Source organism: Mesobacillus jeotgali (assembly GCF_014856545.2).
GTDB lineage: Bacteria > Bacillota > Bacilli > Bacillales > Cytobacillaceae > Mesobacillus.
Window position 1 is genome coordinate 4,462,633 of the sequence record NZ_CP109811.1, and the last position, 15,965, is coordinate 4,478,597.

General features: G+C 41.4%; 11 protein-coding genes, 1 pseudogene and 1 riboswitch. Of the genes and pseudogenes, 3 read left to right on the plus strand and 9 right to left on the minus strand.

Annotated elements, in window-relative coordinates; translation table 11 throughout:
- Positions 1 to 12 precede the first annotated feature (12 nt).
- Together FOF60_RS22675 and FOF60_RS22680 are read right to left on the minus strand one after the other, a co-directional pair.
- Positions 13 to 3,258 carry a TcaA NTF2-like domain-containing protein gene (locus tag FOF60_RS22675; RefSeq protein ID WP_192470944.1) on the minus strand — a complete coding sequence of 1,082 codons (3,246 nt, stop codon included), beginning with the start codon at positions 3,256 to 3,258 and terminating at the stop codon, positions 13 to 15.
- Positions 3,259 to 3,365: 107 nt separating this feature from the next.
- A complete protein-coding gene (locus FOF60_RS22680) occupies positions 3,366 to 3,689 on the minus strand; it encodes a hypothetical protein (RefSeq protein WP_192470943.1) in 324 nt (107 codons plus the stop codon).
- Positions 3,690 to 4,589: 900 nt separating this feature from the next.
- On the opposite strand from FOF60_RS22680, the gene FOF60_RS22685 reads away from it, so the two are divergent.
- Both FOF60_RS22685 and FOF60_RS22690 read left to right on the plus strand, forming a co-directional pair.
- Positions 4,590 to 5,525: a polyisoprenyl-teichoic acid--peptidoglycan teichoic acid transferase TagU gene (locus FOF60_RS22685; RefSeq protein ID WP_192470941.1), complete on the plus strand. Its 936-nt coding sequence runs from the start codon at positions 4,590 to 4,592 to the stop codon at positions 5,523 to 5,525.
- Positions 5,526 to 5,617: 92 nt separating this feature from the next.
- A riboswitch (cyclic di-GMP riboswitch) is annotated at positions 5,618 to 5,701 on the plus strand.
- A 22-nt stretch (positions 5,702 to 5,723) separates the two neighbouring features.
- Entirely contained in the window at positions 5,724 to 5,864 is a 141-nt protein-coding gene (locus FOF60_RS22690) for a hypothetical protein (RefSeq protein ID WP_192470940.1), read from the plus strand.
- Positions 5,865 to 6,238: 374 nt separating this feature from the next.
- Here FOF60_RS22690 and FOF60_RS22695 read toward each other — a convergent pair whose 3' ends face one another.
- The 3 genes and pseudogenes from FOF60_RS22695 to FOF60_RS22705 form a co-directional block, all read right to left on the minus strand.
- Positions 6,239 to 6,916: an N-acetylmannosamine-6-phosphate 2-epimerase gene (locus FOF60_RS22695; protein ID WP_192471055.1), complete on the minus strand. Its 678-nt coding sequence runs from the start codon at positions 6,914 to 6,916 to the stop codon at positions 6,239 to 6,241.
- Between the two features lie 71 nt (positions 6,917 to 6,987).
- A pseudogene (locus FOF60_RS22700) lies at positions 6,988 to 8,871 on the minus strand (fructose-specific PTS transporter subunit EIIC).
- A 127-nt stretch (positions 8,872 to 8,998) separates the two neighbouring features.
- Positions 8,999 to 10,942 (minus strand): BglG family transcription antiterminator, encoded by a 1,944-nt coding sequence (locus FOF60_RS22705; protein ID WP_192470937.1) that lies wholly within the window; start codon positions 10,940 to 10,942, stop codon positions 8,999 to 9,001.
- 131 nt (positions 10,943 to 11,073) lie between these two features.
- On the opposite strand from FOF60_RS22705, the gene FOF60_RS22710 reads away from it, so the two are divergent.
- On the plus strand, positions 11,074 to 11,610 hold the full coding sequence (locus FOF60_RS22710; protein WP_192470936.1) for a GNAT family N-acetyltransferase: 537 nt from the start codon (positions 11,074 to 11,076) through the stop codon (positions 11,608 to 11,610).
- 88 nt (positions 11,611 to 11,698) lie between these two features.
- Here FOF60_RS22710 and FOF60_RS22715 read toward each other — a convergent pair whose 3' ends face one another.
- The 4 genes from FOF60_RS22715 to FOF60_RS22730 form a co-directional block, all read right to left on the minus strand.
- Positions 11,699 to 12,232, minus strand: a complete 534-nt coding sequence (locus FOF60_RS22715) for an NUDIX hydrolase (protein WP_192470935.1) — start codon at positions 12,230 to 12,232, stop codon at positions 11,699 to 11,701.
- Between the two features lie 108 nt (positions 12,233 to 12,340).
- Positions 12,341 to 13,285 carry a mannose-6-phosphate isomerase, class I gene (manA, locus tag FOF60_RS22720; protein WP_192470934.1) on the minus strand — a complete coding sequence of 315 codons (945 nt, stop codon included), beginning with the start codon at positions 13,283 to 13,285 and terminating at the stop codon, positions 12,341 to 12,343.
- A gap of 77 nt (positions 13,286 to 13,362) precedes the next feature.
- The gene (locus FOF60_RS22725; protein ID WP_192470933.1) at positions 13,363 to 14,229 is read right to left on the minus strand and encodes an ROK family protein; all 867 of its coding nucleotides are present in this window, start codon (positions 14,227 to 14,229) and stop codon (positions 13,363 to 13,365) included.
- 110 nt (positions 14,230 to 14,339) lie between these two features.
- Positions 14,340 to 15,965, minus strand: a complete 1,626-nt coding sequence (locus FOF60_RS22730; protein ID WP_192470932.1) for a glycoside hydrolase family 13 protein — start codon at positions 15,963 to 15,965, stop codon at positions 14,340 to 14,342.

Here is a 15,965-nt window from a genome sequence, read left to right on the forward strand (position 1 = left end):
GAAGCGCCACTCCTAGTTCTCAATTTCTTCAATAATCGTAATCTCTGGTTCCCCTGATACATACATGTCACTTTCAAGAGTCACCCTAACTTTATACTGTGCCCGCAATTTCTTAATGTCCCCTGTTCCGTCCTGATAAGCGTACTGATCTTCTATATACGCTGACACAAGATAATGATTTTCATCCTGCTGGTTGATGGAATCCACTGTAAATTCAATATTGGTCATCATCATGTTTTTACTGTTGGCTCTTTCAATATAGGCCTTGGCACTCTCATACCCCGCATCACCCACATTATAATAGGCTTCGACATAGCTAAAACCTGCTCCATTGAAGGCCTCCCGGAAATCAGAATAGTAGTTTCTGATAAATTGGTCTACTGCATAAGTGTCTACTAAATGAGCTGTTGGCACCGTCACTTTTGTCTTGTTTGTTTTGCCAATTATGATTTCCTGGATGGCAGGACCGGCCTCTTGATGCAGCTTGAGGATGTAATCTTTCGTGCGGTCATAACTCCATTTGTTGCCTTTTTCATCAGTAAAAATGAAAATCTCTTGCGTAGTCGCTTTATACTGGTTTGTTCCCAATTGCTCAATTCCGTTAACTTCTACACTCTTTTCTTCAAAAGAATAGCCCTTCCCTGCTACCTTCGCGACATATTCCGTCAGCTCATCATAAGCCATGCTTCCTGGCTCTAGGTATGAAAGAATGTAGCTTGAATCACCTGTATTCAACGCTTCCATATAGGCATAGCGGAAATCAGCCACAAACTGCTCGAGCTCACCCTCTGCCACCGGGATGTCCACTTCTGTTTCAGCGCTAAGCGTGTAAGAAAACCCTGAGGTTATCAGTTCGTCATCATAACCATTTGGGTAAGTCTGTATGAGGTATTCTGTTTCATATTGTTTTTCGAAACCGCCTATAAGGTATTTTTCAATAACAGCAGCCTTCATTTGATTACCTGATAGATAATCAATGCCGGCAACCTCCAGGCTGACTACCTCCCCACCCTGAATTTCCTCTGAATAGGGGGAGAAATCATACCAGCCACTATCACTGAACCACTGGCTTTGATAATTGGAGGTAACTACCATCTGCTCAATCATCGAATTTAGAAATGAAGATATCTCTATTTGTCCAAACTTCTCTTCCAGAAGCCGCTTATCTTCCTCGCTATCAATCACTTCAGTATCTTCGTAACCCTCTTCATAGCTGTCGGCATAGTTATCTTCCGCATCCATCTCCTCATCGTACGAGTCATTTTCCCCATAGACAGGAGACCCTTTATCATAATCCAAGGAAATCATCCCTATAAGCGGCAAAGCAATGATGGCAGCTACCGCAGACCGCTTTAGCCACTTATTCCTGCTAGCGATAATTTGATGGATTTCCTCCTGTACCTCATGTTTCAATTCTGCTGGCACCTGCAGCAATTCTGAGGAGCTCATTTCTGGAGGCAGGAGGATTGGAAGTGACAATTTGAAATTTCGCTCTTGATCCTTTGTGTACGTTTTGTACTGATCCCATTGCAGGAAAAACTCTTCAGTTGGGAGTTCTTCACTCATAGTTTCAAAATGATTAAGGATGAATGCTGCTTCTTCGTATGGAAGGTTATTTTCAGACATTTGCCCCGCAATGTGTAACGGATTAGCTACCCCCTCGACAAAAGCTTTCAGCCATTTCAATAATTGCCGAACTTTCCCAATATCCTCTTTATAGAGTTTGGCATACGATTTATTGGCACTTTCAAGCTGGGTATTCCAATCCTTAAGTAGACGATTCTGTTTATTCACACAAGGGCTAATATCTTCCGTTGCCAACTTGCTGATTTTTTGCTCATACCACTTCAATTTCGCTACTATGCTGTTGTACTGATCAGTGAGTTGTTTACGTCTTCCTGCCATTTTTGCACGATCCAAATTAAATTTCTCCATTATTCTCTCGTGCTTCTCTAACTTCTTCTTCTTAAAGAGGGGGCCATCAACCTTCAAATGATTCCACTGATTGACCAGCAAGTCCCGATCATGATTTAATTCAATCAAATCGTCATGAAATTTTTGACGCGCGTCATTAAATAACTGATATTGCGGCTGAAGCTCAATTTCCCATATCGGCTGAGGGTTCTTTTTCACATTATTTTTTCTTTCAACACGTTCCTTATAGAATTGCAGAAATCCTTGAAGAAAATCGTCCACATTTTCAACCGAATACATTTTCCGATCGAGGAAAGTATTCCACTGGTCCACAACCCTTTCTGTCTCTTTCGTGCTGCTGTCCAGTTTCTCTTTTATTGAATGTAAGGCCGGAAAGTCTTTTGACATAAAATCAGGTACTTCCTGGCTCATCAAAGAAAGAGGAAGTCCAAGTTTTTCTATAAGCAGCAGCTTATCCAGTTGTTCAAGAAGCGGTTTGACCCTTTGAAATGTGCGCTCAAGTTTCTTCTCTTTCTGTTCCGCAAAACTGCTGAATAAATGATCGACTTCACCCCAGTTGCTCCATTCCATTAATTCAGAATTCTTTTCAAGCTTCCCTTTCAACGCTTCTTTCGCCGAAACGGCTATGAGCTTGTTGATTACAGGGGAAAGTCTACGAACTTGAAAATCAAGAAAATCCTCTAGTTCATCGTCATCAGAGTAATCCATTTCATCAATTCGATTGACAATTCCAATTGGATTGATTCCCAACTCGATGAACTTTTTAATCCATTCTACATCCGTACTGGTGCCAACATTAAGATAGTGGAACAGCCAGATGGCTATGTCAGTACGTTTTAAGAATCTTTCTGTCGCCTGTGTATGATTTTTGTTGTTCGCATTCAACCCTGGTGTATCGATGATGGTGAATGATTGGAGAAATTTGATAGGGAGCTGAAGCTCTACATGAGAAAGCTTATGACGAATTTTTTTCAGCTTTCCGTCACGCTCCGCCGTTAGCTGCTCCAGCCAGGCATCATCATAGACCTTTTCCTCACCATTAAGGAAATGAGCAATCACCTTCCTTTTTTGACCATATGTAAGCTTGGTTACCATTGCTGTTTCCGGAGTTACATCAGAGGAAAGTACCTTTTGCCCCAAAAGCGCATTGATGAAAGTCGATTTCCCTGCGTTAAACTCACCTGCCACCATAACAGTCATTTCATCATTGATATCCTTACGGAGCTCCTTAAGCTGCTCCATAATAGACTCATACCGACTTCCTCCCTCACTGAGTCCAATCCAGCGATCAAGCCCCTTCTTTAAATGCTCGTTCCATTCCAAACTGTTTTCCCCCTCTGGAATATAGGAATGTTCTAGTGTTCCAGTTGGCACGCAAGAATCATTCTCCATTCAGGCTATAGCCCATACAATTAACAATTTATGTAAAATTATATTTCAAATGTATGTTGATGTTTTAGACGTTTTTCTTGAATACTGTCTAACATGTTCAAAAAAGAAACATAAGGTAGAAATCCCCATGCTTCCACTTCCTGTCCTATATCAGGCTGTTTCAGATTGTCTATGTTGATGACTCTTTTACAAATCTCATAGCCTTCGTCAATATGGGAGTTACCGAGTGATATCCTGGCTCCGAAGCTTATATCGGCAGAAGCATACTGTTCTACATTGGCATAAACTTCGCCACTAATTTGATCACAATTCTCGTACGAGCCTTTTATCAAAAGGACGGCAATAGCCTCTTTGGTGATCAACTTTCCAACAGCATACTATGAAGTTGGGATAATCCTCAGATTTAGAATTAGGCTGAAAGTCTTATCTAGCTATACCTATTATCGGCTATTTCCCTATTTATTAAATAGTTTTTCACATTAATAGAGTAGAATCTCCAGGGGAATTATCAGCATCTACTTAATGGGGGCACGTCACTGTCCCTCTGTCACCGATACTGAAATGGTCGAAGAAGCCTCGGGGTTATGAAATACCTCGCTCAAGAAGGCATGACGATGGTCGGTTGTGATTTATAAAATGGGAATCTACCGTGAAGCCAGCAACCTTGTCATCTTCATGGGCGGTGGATAGATCGTTGAAGAGTATGATATCTCCATCCATCAAAAGGTATAGTTCGATTCAAGATATTTATCAGAATGAATTTGCTAGAGGCTATGGAGATGGAACATTCAGATCGAACTTACCATTGACTCGGGACAATTTTTGCCCTGACTTTTCACAATGCCACTCCCGCCGAGCGCCTCCCGATTTCTTCCCATTCATCTGTCAGTCTCCGTTTACGGTAAATATCTTCAGGCATTCATCATGTTTCAATCACTCGTAAAAACCCTTAAAATGCTTTACAATAGACGACCTTCTTCAAAACATATTCATAATCGTATGTCGAAGCAGGCACCTGGATAATACTTCTAATCCTTATATCAGGTACAGCTAATCCATTTCAGTCTTCCACCCATGACAAATCCCGGCTTTTGCGGAGGTGATCTAATTGGGGGGAAGTTCCCTCCAATTTCCCCTTCTCTCAGAATCCACTCCCAAAAAAGCACCTAGTTCCTCTCATAAAAAATAAATTCTCACTTACCCAATAATTTGCTAATATAGGAATTAGTGCAAAATCTGCTAACCTAGGAAGGAATATAGATATGCGATCGAATAATAGTAAGAGTAAGAAAAAGCCTACTTGGCTTAAAGTATTGGGAATAACTATTCTTCTCCTTTTTGTTGTTGTGGGTGGATATGCTTTTTATGTGTATAATTCTTTGACAAATGCGGTTGATACGATGCATCAGCCGATTGATCGTGAGAAGTCGGAGAAGCGTCCGGCACCGGTCACTTTGGAAAAGAAGCAGCCATTTTCTGTTTTGATGATGGGAGTAGATGAGCGTGAAGGCGACCGTGGTCGTTCTGATACGTTAATTGTACTCACTGTGAACCCAAATACAAAGACTACGAAGATGCTAAGTATCCCTCGTGATACTAGGACAGAGATCATCGGCAAAGGCTTTGACGATAAGATTAACCATGCTTATGCTTTCGGCGGAATAGAAATGTCGATGGATACAGTTGAAAACTTCCTGAATATACCGATAGATTACTATATGCAAATCAATATGGAAGGCTTCCAGGATATTGTAGATGCAGTAGGTGGTGTAACGGTCAATAATAATCTCGATTTCACCTATGAAGGCTTCCATTTCCCGAAAGGCGAAATACTTTTAAATGGTGAAAAAGCATTGAAGTACTCCCGGATGCGATACGAAGATCCTCGAGGTGATTTCGGCCGCCAGTCACGTCAGCGTCAAATTATTCAGGCTGTAATCAGTAAGGGAGCAAGCTTCTCATCCCTGACAAAATTTAATGAGATCTTTGAAGCTTTAGGAAAGAATATCAAAACAAACATGAAGTTCGATGAGATGGTAGATATACAGGCAAATTATAAGGAAGCTGCTAAAAGTATTCAACAAATGGAAGTCAGCGGCAGTGGAACAAAAATTGACGGGATCTATTACTACATTGTACCCAATGAAAAAAAGCAAGGTTTACAGCAAGCGTTAAAAGAGCACTTGGAAATCAAATAATATTAGCCATTCATTCAGAGCATGCATAATATTCTATTTTTTTATAAAATTAACTATTATTTGTGGTTTTTATATCCAGAAGTACTATATAATTATAACAATGGCAAAATTACTGAAAAGTAATGACGCAAAGCTATAGGGGCCTCTGTCTCAGACAAAGCCTGCCAGCTACCATCAAAATAGATAGGAGATTATTTGATGTCAATGGAATATCAATGGCTAACGCCTGAAGCGAAGCAAAAAAAGAAACGAAGAAAACAGACGATCACGTATGGTATTTTAATTCTTCTTTCTGTATTGTTGAGTGCTATCGTAACGCTAGCAGCTAACCAAATGTAATTAGACTTAGAGTACCTGATATATATAATATCAGGTGCTTTTTCGTTACTCTTACTTCATCGTTATTTAATCTATACAAACTTCCTTGTTTGAATTTAAATCACTTTTTATCTAATATAAATTACCATTAGTCAAAAAGCTGTCTTTATGTCCTTCCTTTTTTAAAAAGTCCATCGCAGTCTTGTATAGTAGCCATAATCCTATCAAGATCTTAAACTAACTAGAAGTGATTAGCGGTTTTAAGAAGGATTGGCCCCCTCATTATAAGATCCCATTATACTGATTGGGGGCCAAAATGAAACATAGCTCCTTATTACAACTGCATATTAAGTATGCTACGTAATACTTAAGATGCGTAGTCCTATAGATATATCTTACTCCATCGCATCCAAAAATCTCTTCGTTATAGTTTGCGGCCTCGTTATGGCTCCCCCAACGACTACAGCGTGGGCTCCTACTTCCAGACATCTCTTTGCCATATCCGGCGTAAGTATATTCCCTTCAGCAATAACAGGAACTTTTACTTTCGCAATCATTTCTTTAAGGATCTCAAAATCATTTTCATATAATTTCTGTCCAGCTGTTTCTTTTGTATAGCCGACCAAAGTAGTGGATACACAGTCGAACCCTAATTGCTGTGCAAACTCAGCTTCTTCAACTGTAGATACATCTGCCATCAGCAACTGTAGAGGATATTTCTGTTTTACCTCACGAAAGAATGTTTTCAGATCCATTCCATCAGGATGAATCCGATTTGTCCCATCCACTGCAATCATCTCTGCCCCGGCCAGGACGAGTTCATCGACTTCTTTTATTGTAGGAGTTATGTACACTTCAGAATCTTGATAGTCTTGTTTGACAATCCCAATAACCGGAAGACTGACGTTTTTCTTTATCTCCTTAATATCCACTCCTGTATTTGCCCGGATTCCGACACCACCTCCCTGTTCTGCGGCAAGGGCCATCCTACCCATGATATACGGGCTGTGCAATGGTTCATTTTCAAGTGCCTGGCATGATACAACCAGGCCTTTATGGATTTTTTTAAGCATCACAAAGTATCCTCCCACACTTGTCTTATAAAAAAGAGAAGAGCTTATTTCATCTCTCCTCTTAAATGTCTCTATTCAATTTCTTCAAGAAGCTTATAAGCTTCTTCTGTTGTCTGGGCATTGATCAAGGACGCTCTAAAGTCTTCGTTCATTAATTTGCGGGAAAGCATTTGCAGGATTTTCAAGTGCTCGTTCCCTGCACTTTCTTCAGGTACAGCGATCATGAAGACCAGCTTCGCCAGTGAACCATCGGCACTTTTCCAATCCACTCCATCCCTCTTGATTCCAAAAGCAACCTGTGGAGTTGTTACAGCTTTTGATTTGCCATGAGGAATAGCTATGCCGAAACCGATTCCTGTACTGCCTTCCTCTTCACGCTTCTCAATTGCTTTCCTGAATTTACGCTTTGATTTGAGCACACCTGCTCCATCAAGCTTTTCGATTAATTCATCGATAATCTCTTTTTGAGTTGAGCCATTTAGATCCGTGCTAATAAGCTCAAGGTTAGTCAAATCTGTTAATTTCATTTATAACACTCCTATCAGTTGCTAATCAAAGTTGATTTATACGTTCTTTTTCAATACGTTAACCATCAAGGCGGCTACGATAACACCAGCAATGATGCCAACGAAGTACATAACCGGGTTAGAAATTGCTCCAAGGACAGCTACTACTGGTCCACCGTGTGGCACGTTGTTGCCAACATTAGAAAGCATTGCAATGACCGAAGCTACCATGGAACCTACCATGATACTTGGAATAACGCGAAGCGGATCTTTTGCCGCGAATGGAATGGCACCTTCAGTGATACCGACAAGACCCATTGCCAGTGCAGCTTTACCTGCTTCTTGTTCAGCCTTTTCGTATTTCTTTTTATTCAGTAATGTTGCAACACCCATTGCAAGAGGCGGTACACAGATTGCTGCGGCAATTGCACCCATGATCTCAGTGTTACCTGCTCCAATCATACTTGCTCCAAATAGGAAGGCAACCTTATTAACTGGACCACCCATATCAAATGCAATCATCGCTCCAAGAAGTAAAGCCAGAACAACGCTGCTCGCGCCTTGCATTCCATTCAGGAATGAAGTCAATCCATCCATCAAGCTTGCAATCGGAGCACCGACTACGAAAATAAACAACGAAGCGATCGCTAGAGAAGCTAAAAGCGGAATAACAAGGATTGGCATGATCGGCTGAATCATCTTTGGAACCGGCCAAGTCTTAATCCATTTCGCAATATAACCAGCTACAAAACCTGCAAGGATCCCGCCAAGGAAACCTGCACCTGCTTCACTGTCATAAAAACTTCCGTTTGCCGCGATATATCCGCCGATCATCCCAGGTGCAAGACCAGGACGGTCAGCAATACTCATCGCAATAAAACCTGCAAGGATTGGAACCATGAATGTAAAGCCTGCTGCTCCTACACTCAGGACCTTATTCCACATAGAACCCTCTGGAATCGCCAGACCAGTTTCTGTCGGTTCACCGCCAAGTGCCAAAGCAAGAGCGATCAATAGTCCTCCTACTACAACAAATGGGATCATATACGATACACCGTTCATCAAGTGACGGTATACTGGATTTTGTTTGCTCTTTCTTTCTTCTTTCACTTCATTGATTGACTTAAGATCATCTTTATATTCTGGTACATTACCAGTTTCAAAGCGTTTGATTAAGTCTTCTGCTTTATGAATACCATCTTGAACACCGGTTTCAATCAGCTTCTTGCCAACAAAACGGCTTTTATCAACTGTTTTATCTGCAGCGATGATAATGCCATCTGCTTCTGCAATTTCCGCTGCAGTGAATTCATTTTCTACTCCGATAGAACCCTGTGTCTCTACCTTCATGGCAATACCTAGCTTTTCAGCTGTCTTTTGAAGATTTTCGGCAGCCATATAAGTATGAGCTATTCCGTTTGGACAGGATGTAATCGCCAATAACTTCATTTATTTATCCCCCTGTAAAAATAAATTAATAATAATTACATCCTTATAGTAACGCTTACTATCCCATCCAAAAGAATTACTTTTACCGTAAGTTACGGCAAAAATAAATTAAGTAAAAGCGCTTTCACTACTTGAAGATATTCAATACTTCTTCAGGGGATGAAGTTTCACTCAATTTCTGAAGAACTAATGAATCGTCCATCAATCGTGAGATTTCTTTGAACAGCTCTTTTAACATACCCTTATTTGCATGATCTATTGCTAGCAGGAACACCACTGATACCTTGTCAATCCCCCATTGTATCGGCTCCTGGAACAGAGCCACGGCCAGTTTAGCTTCATTAACAAAATCAGAATTTCCGTGCGGAATCGCAATGCCGCTGCCTATAACGGTAGAGGACTGCTCTTCCCGCATATACACTGATTGCTTATATTCAGGCTGTATATATCCTTTTTCTATCAGGGTATCTGAGAGTCTGCCAATGATCCCCGGCCTTGTATCCCGTTCTGAATTAATTACTATAAGTTCTTTCTCCATCAGATAGTGGATCGTAGGATATTTGTTTTCCATCTGTTCATGAACAGGATTCTCCAAAAAGTCCTTTATCTTCCGTTCCTCCTCTAACATTAAAAAAGGAGAAACGGTAATAAGCGGGACTGAACCACTTTCAAATGGAACTGTACTGATGATAAGATCTGGATTTTTATCGTTGATTTCCTTTTTAATATCTTTTATGGAAGAAGTCCCAACGATCTCAAGGTTATGGAACTTTCTTTCAAGCTTCGTCTGCATCAGCTGTGACATTCCTACTCCCATTGAGCAGACAAGCAAAACCTTCCTGTTGTTAAAGGTTTGCTTCCCGATTCTCTCCAATGAGGCCTGGAAGTGAAGAGTAATATAGGCGATCTCATCTTCAGGAATACTTATTTGAAAGTCTTCTAATACAGTTGGAATGACATAATAAATGGTCTCAAATAACGTAAAATACATCTTTTTTATTTCATTCAGCATTGGGTTCTCTACTGGAAAAGAGTATTTTAGGCGATAAAAAGAAGTTTGCATATGCAAGGCCAATCCTATCAAAAGATGATGATCATTGTAAAACGGATCCCCAGATACATCAGATACAGCCGAAATCAGCTTTTTTGTAAATGAAACTGCATCATGATCCAGCCTTGCCAGTTCCTCTCCTACTTTCTCCAGATCAATAGTTGAGGGATAGTAAATTTTGGCTCCAAGGATACGGAGCGTGATATAGGCAATCTCCTCCCTCGGAATTTTGATAGCCATGGTTCGTTCTATTTCCTTTACAAAGGTCTGAATCGTACTATATTCGGTTTTCTTTTCAATTTGTTCGATATCCTTTGCAGGAAGTTCAATCCTGCTTCCTTGCTTCACTCTTTTAATAGAAATTAAAATATGAGTGACCAAGTTTTCAAGCGCCTCATCGGTAAAAGAAAATCCAAGCTCGACTTCCAATTTCCTTAACCTGCTCTTGGTAAAATCGATTTCTCCTGATTCGAATATACTCTCAACCGATTTCCGCTCCTCAGCAGCTGCTTTGATGATCATGTGGGTGACCTGCGAAAGTGCGGTGCGCCAGTCCTTTTCAACGCCAACAATTTCGATGCCATGCCCCTGTTTCTTTAATAATCGCAAATCAAACCTTGCAAGCCATTCTTCAATTTCTTCAAGCTCACTCCTGATCATAGTCTTGCTGACATAAAAATGCTCGGCAAATTCCTGTAGAGTCGAGGGGCCATCTTTCAAAAGCAGCATTTTGATGATGATTAGTTTTCTTAAAGTGTCGGAAGCCTCTCCACCGTTCATTTTCATCATTCTTTGAAGAATAGTTGCTCTTTCTTCCTGGTTACCTTCAATAAAAATCCCCAGTCCCGGTTTCCTTACCATGATTAAGTTCGTTTCCCTATTGAGCCAATCATCTATGACTTTAAAATCATTCCTGACCGTTTTTTCTGAGCAACCCGCAATGTCAGCCAACTCTTTAACCGAAAAAGTCTGCTCACTTTCCAGTAAAGCTTTCAATACCTCATAGTTTCTGCTATTCATATAATCCCTCTTACAAATCGTTTTCCCATAATTCTAGCTATATTTCATGATTTTGTCTGTGAAAAGAATTGCTTTGCGTTGTTCCTTTTGCAATACTTATAAAAAAAAGTTTATATACCGGAGGAATTCATATGCAAAGACTGCCGCTCATAATGGCGCATTCCTTATCCAACATTCCCTCATATCCTCTCCCCGAACCTTATAAAATAAGAAGTTTTAAACAAGATGAAGAAAAATGGGCTACCATTTTAACAAAAGCTGGTGAGTTTGATTCTATAGATACAGGGTTGGAGCGTTTCAGGCAAGAATTTGTTCCCTATCCAGACGCCGTCAGACAAAGGGTGTTTTTTATAGAAGACGAAACCGGACAAGCCATAGGCACAGCAAGCGCATGGTTTGGTGAGCTGAATGGTGAGGAAATGGGACGGATCCACTGGGTTGGAATCGTACCTGAACACCAGGGGAAGAAACTTGCAAAACCATTATTGACCTTCCTGCTCCAACAATTGGCCAGCATGTATGGAAAAGCGTATCTTAAAACCCAGACAACAAATCTGAAAGCTATTAATGCTTACTTGAATTTAGGATTTGAACCTTACATAAAGGATGAAAGGGAAGAAACGATTTGGGAACAAGTTTATAAAGAATTAGATATTATGAGGAAATAAGGAGGTCATGGAGACAGTATATCTTCTAAGTCGATAAACTTGAGCAGAGGATATTCCCCGGATTGGGGTATATCCTCCTGTTTGGTTCCTATTGATCGTCTGTCATGAATTTATATCGCAGAATAGCCGCAAGTCCTGCGCCGTGCTTAAATGTCCCTTCGGCAACCAGGTTCTTCAGCTCTTCCATCGTAAGAGTATGTAATTCAATTTGCTCGCTGTTTTCAAGCTTTTGTTCAGCCTTCGTCAAACCAGCGGCGGCAAAAAGAGAGATTTCCTCTGTCGTCGACCCTGGAGAAGGATAGAAGCTTCCCAGATCGAGCCAATGCTCAGCAACATAGCCTGTTTCTTCCTCAAGCTCTTTTTTTGCTATCTCAAGAGGAGAACTTCCTTCAGGTTCAATCGTCCCTGCTGGCAATTCCCATTGCCAGTCTTTAATTGCATGGCGGTATTGCTTTAGACAGACCACCTCATGATCTTTCGTAATTGGAAGGATACAGACTCCTTTAGCGAAATCCAAATACGAAAAGGTCTTCTCTTCCTTATTCGGCAGAATAACTTTATCTACAGTGACCTTGAACCTGTCCACTTTATTCGTGCTTGATTCCTTAATATCCCATGTCATTTTCTTCACCTCTCCTTATCAGCGATAAGTACGCTACTTTCACTCTTTGCTAAAAGAAAAGCAGCTGACATTTATCGCAACTCCAATGAATGTCGGCTGCTTTTGACATTACAAATGCGAAACAATCAATTCAGCACTTCCATCCAGTTCATATTCGCCAAATTCAGATGGCAGCATGAAATGGTCACCCTTATTGAACTCAAACCGATCATTATCCTTAACCAGTGATCCTGTTCCATCAATAACACTCACTAATTGGAAGGTAAGGTCTTGATTCAATTTTGTGTTGCCTGCCAATTCCCATTTGTGGACAGTGAAATAATCACTTTCTACAAAGGTAGTGATTTTCATATCACCTGATGTTTTGACAACAGGCCTGATTTCCGGCTTTACGGCAGGAACAGTCGTTACCGCAATCGACTGCTCGATATGCAGCTCGCGCAGATTGCCTTCGTTATCCCTGCGGTCATAGTCATAAACTCTGTATGTTGTATCCGAGTTTTGTTGGGTTTCCAGAATGACGATTCCGGCTCCGATTGCATGAACAGTCCCGCTTGGAACAAAGTAGAAGTCGCCTGGCTTAACTGGTACTTTCGTAAGAAGCTCGTCCCATTTTCCTTCCTGGATCATCGCTTCGAGCTCTTCTCTTGTTTTAGCAGTATGACCGTAGATGATTTCTGCATCTTTTTCGCAATCAATGATATACCAGCACTCTGTCTTGCCCAGATCGCCTTCATGTTTAAGGCCATATTCGTCATCAGGATGAACCTGCACTGATAAATCCTGGGCAGCATCCAGGATTTTCGTCAACAATGGAAAACGGTCACCCTCAATGTTCCCGAAAAGTTCACGTTTCTCTTCCCAAAGCTCACCTAAGGTTAATCCCTTATGTTCTCCGTTCTTCACAACGCTCTGGCCATTGCTGTGAGCAGCAAATGCCCAACATTCGCCCGTTTGGCCGGAAGGAATCTCATAGCCAAAAGACTTCAGCTGCTCTCCGCCCCAAATTCGTTCTTTGAAAACCGGTTCAAAAAATAATGGTTGTATCGACATGTTCATAAACCTCCATAGTTACGATTCACATAACTACCATATTAAAAGACATTTTCAGGAAGGGCAATGTTTACTTCCTATTCTTGTTCCTCTAATGCATTTTTGGCTAACAAAAGAGAACCTATAATTCCTGCGTTATCACCAAGGCCTGGACTTACGATATAATCAGACAGCTCTGGCAAGGCAACATAGTCATTCAGAAACTCTTGTAAGTATTTTTGGATATACGAGAATACCTGTTTTTGATTCATGACACCGCCACCGAGGATTATTTTTTTTGGTGATAGAATCAGGATATACTGCATCAATGCCTGGGCGATATAATAGCCTTCCATTTCCCAGACTTCATCGCGTCCGACCAGTTTAATACCTTTCGCTCCCCAGCGCTCCTCGATAGAAGGACCTGCGGCAAGACCTTCAAGGCAATCCGAATGATAAGGACATTTTCCTTTATAGTGATCCTCCGGATGCCGTCTTACAAGGATATGCCCCATTTCCGGATGCGAAAGCCCTTGAAGCAGCCTCCCCTGGACGACTGCTCCAGCTCCAATGCCTGTTCCGACCGTGATGTATAAGCAGCTATCCAGTCCTTTCGCTGCACCAAAGGTGGCTTCTCCCAGCGCAGCAGCGTTAACATCGGTATTAAATCCAACTGGAACGGACAAAGCATTCTTAATTTCCTGGACAAAAGGATAGTCCTTCCACCCAGGCTTCGGGGTGGATGTTATGTAACCATATGTATCGCTATCCGTATTTACGTCAATAGGGCCAAACGAACCGATGCCGATTGCATCGATCTTATACTTTTTAAAAAAGGCAATTACTTTGGTCATTGTCTCGGCCGGTAAAGTGGTTGGAATCTGAATGCGCTCAATGACTCTTCCGGTTTCATCTCCTACCGCACAAACAAATTTAGTACCACCTGCTTCAATCGCTCCAAGCATTATATTTCACACTCCTTTTCATTATCCATTTATTAGTCCTTTCTTTCATACTAAATCCTTTCAAAACAAAAGAGAAGTGCTTCCCACACTTCTCTACGCTAACTTTTCAACTATTGCTTCTCAACGCGGTAAATTCTGGCCTCATATGGCTGCAGCTCGACTGAATCGATGTTTTCTTTATCTGCAACCTCGTAATTAGCCAATAGAAGCTCTTTCACTACAAAATCCGTGTCCGAAGACAGCTCAAGGATTGATTTCTGTTCAGAGATATTCAGAACGATAAGCCAGCGTTCATTATCAAGCTCACGTGTATAGGCATAGATTTCCAGATGATCGTCCAGGTATGTTTCGAAATCTCCATACACCATCACTTCATTTTCCTTGCGAAGCTGGATCAGCTTCTTATAGAAAAAGAACACTGAGTCCGGATCAGCAAGCGCCTGTTCAACATTGATTTCTTTATAGTTCGGATTCACCTTGATCCATGGGTCGCCTGATGTGAAACCGCCATTTGCAGAGGCATCCCACTGTACAGGCGTCCGTGAATTATCACGGGAAAGCAGCTGCAGGCTCTCAAGAACCTCCTGTGGTTCACGACCTTTTGCAACTTCTTCTTTATATTTGTTCTTCATGGCAATATCATTGTATTCATCAATTGAATCGAAGCGGACACCCGTCATTCCAATCTCTTCACCCTGAAAAACATAAGGCATTCCTGGCAGCGTATGAAGCAGGGTCGCAAAACACTTAGCAGATTCTTCCCGGTAGTCAGTATCATTCCCAAACCTGGTAACAATCCGTGTATGATCATGATTATTCAGGAACTGAGAATTCCAGCCTTTGCCCCACATGCCTTCATACCATCTCTTTTGAATCTCTTTAAACCTCTGCATGTCCCATGAAGCCATATAATCACATACTTCAAAATGAAAAAGTGTGTGAAGCTCTTTTCTGTGTTCACCAACATACAGTACACCATCTTCAGGTGTAACAAACGGGATTTCCCCGACTGTGAAAACATCATAATGGCGGAGAACCTTTTCATGCATTTCCTGCAGATACTCGTGAATTCCAGGGTTATTCCCTAAATAGGAAATATCCAGCGGATTTTCCGCATTGGGGAAGCCGGCAATTTTAGCAAGCAGGTTGATGACGTCCATGCGGAATCCATCAATCCCCTTTTTCAGCCAAAAGTGCATCATCTCATAAATTTCTTCCCTGACCTTAGGGTTCTCCCAGTTCAAATCCGGCTGCTCGACAGCAAATGAATGGAAATAGTATTCGCCTGTCTGCTCATCGTACTCCCATGTTGACGGGGCAAAATAGGAACGCCAGTTATTGGGTTCTTTTCTCCAAATATAGTAATCCCGCTTAGGATTATCTTTTGAAGAGCGTGACTCAAGGAACCACGGGTGCTGATCTGATGTATGGTTAACAACAAGGTCCATGATCAGCTTCATGCCTCGTTTGTGAACTTCATCAAGCAGCCTGTCGAAAGTTTCCATCGTTCCCGCCTTCTTCATCACTCCCTGGTAGTCTGAGATATCATAGCCATTATCCACATCAGGAGATTCATAGAAAGGATTTAGCCAGATGACATCGATCCCCAACTCTTTTATATAATCAAGTTTTTCGATGACGCCCTGCAGGTCGCCGTATCCATCTCCATCTGTATCGTAAAAGCTTCTCCAGTAGACCTGATAGACTACAGCTTCCTTCCACCACGTTTTTTCCAT

Bases quoted from the DNA above. Each gene is read 5' to 3' on its own strand.
- manA (WP_192470934.1), bottom strand. From the start codon at position 13,285: ATGTCGATACAACCATTATTTTTTGAACCGGTTTTCAAAGAACGAATT.
- FOF60_RS22730 (WP_192470932.1), bottom strand. From the start codon at position 15,965: ATGGAAAAAACGTGGTGGAAGGAAGCTGTAGTCTATCAGGTCTACTGG.
- FOF60_RS22725 (WP_192470933.1), bottom strand. From the start codon at position 14,229: ATGCTTGGAGCGATTGAAGCAGGTGGTACTAAATTTGTTTGTGCGGTA.
- FOF60_RS22685 (WP_192470941.1), top strand. From the start codon at position 4,590: ATGCGATCGAATAATAGTAAGAGTAAGAAAAAGCCTACTTGGCTTAAA.
- FOF60_RS22695 (WP_192471055.1), bottom strand. From the start codon at position 6,916: ATGCTTAAAAAAATCCATAAAGGCCTGGTTGTATCATGCCAGGCACTT.
- FOF60_RS22705 (WP_192470937.1), bottom strand. From the start codon at position 10,942: ATGAATAGCAGAAACTATGAGGTATTGAAAGCTTTACTGGAAAGTGAG.
- FOF60_RS22690 (WP_192470940.1), top strand. From the start codon at position 5,724: ATGTCAATGGAATATCAATGGCTAACGCCTGAAGCGAAGCAAAAAAAG.
- FOF60_RS22715 (WP_192470935.1), bottom strand. From the start codon at position 12,232: ATGACATGGGATATTAAGGAATCAAGCACGAATAAAGTGGACAGGTTC.
- FOF60_RS22710 (WP_192470936.1), top strand. From the start codon at position 11,074: ATGCAAAGACTGCCGCTCATAATGGCGCATTCCTTATCCAACATTCCC.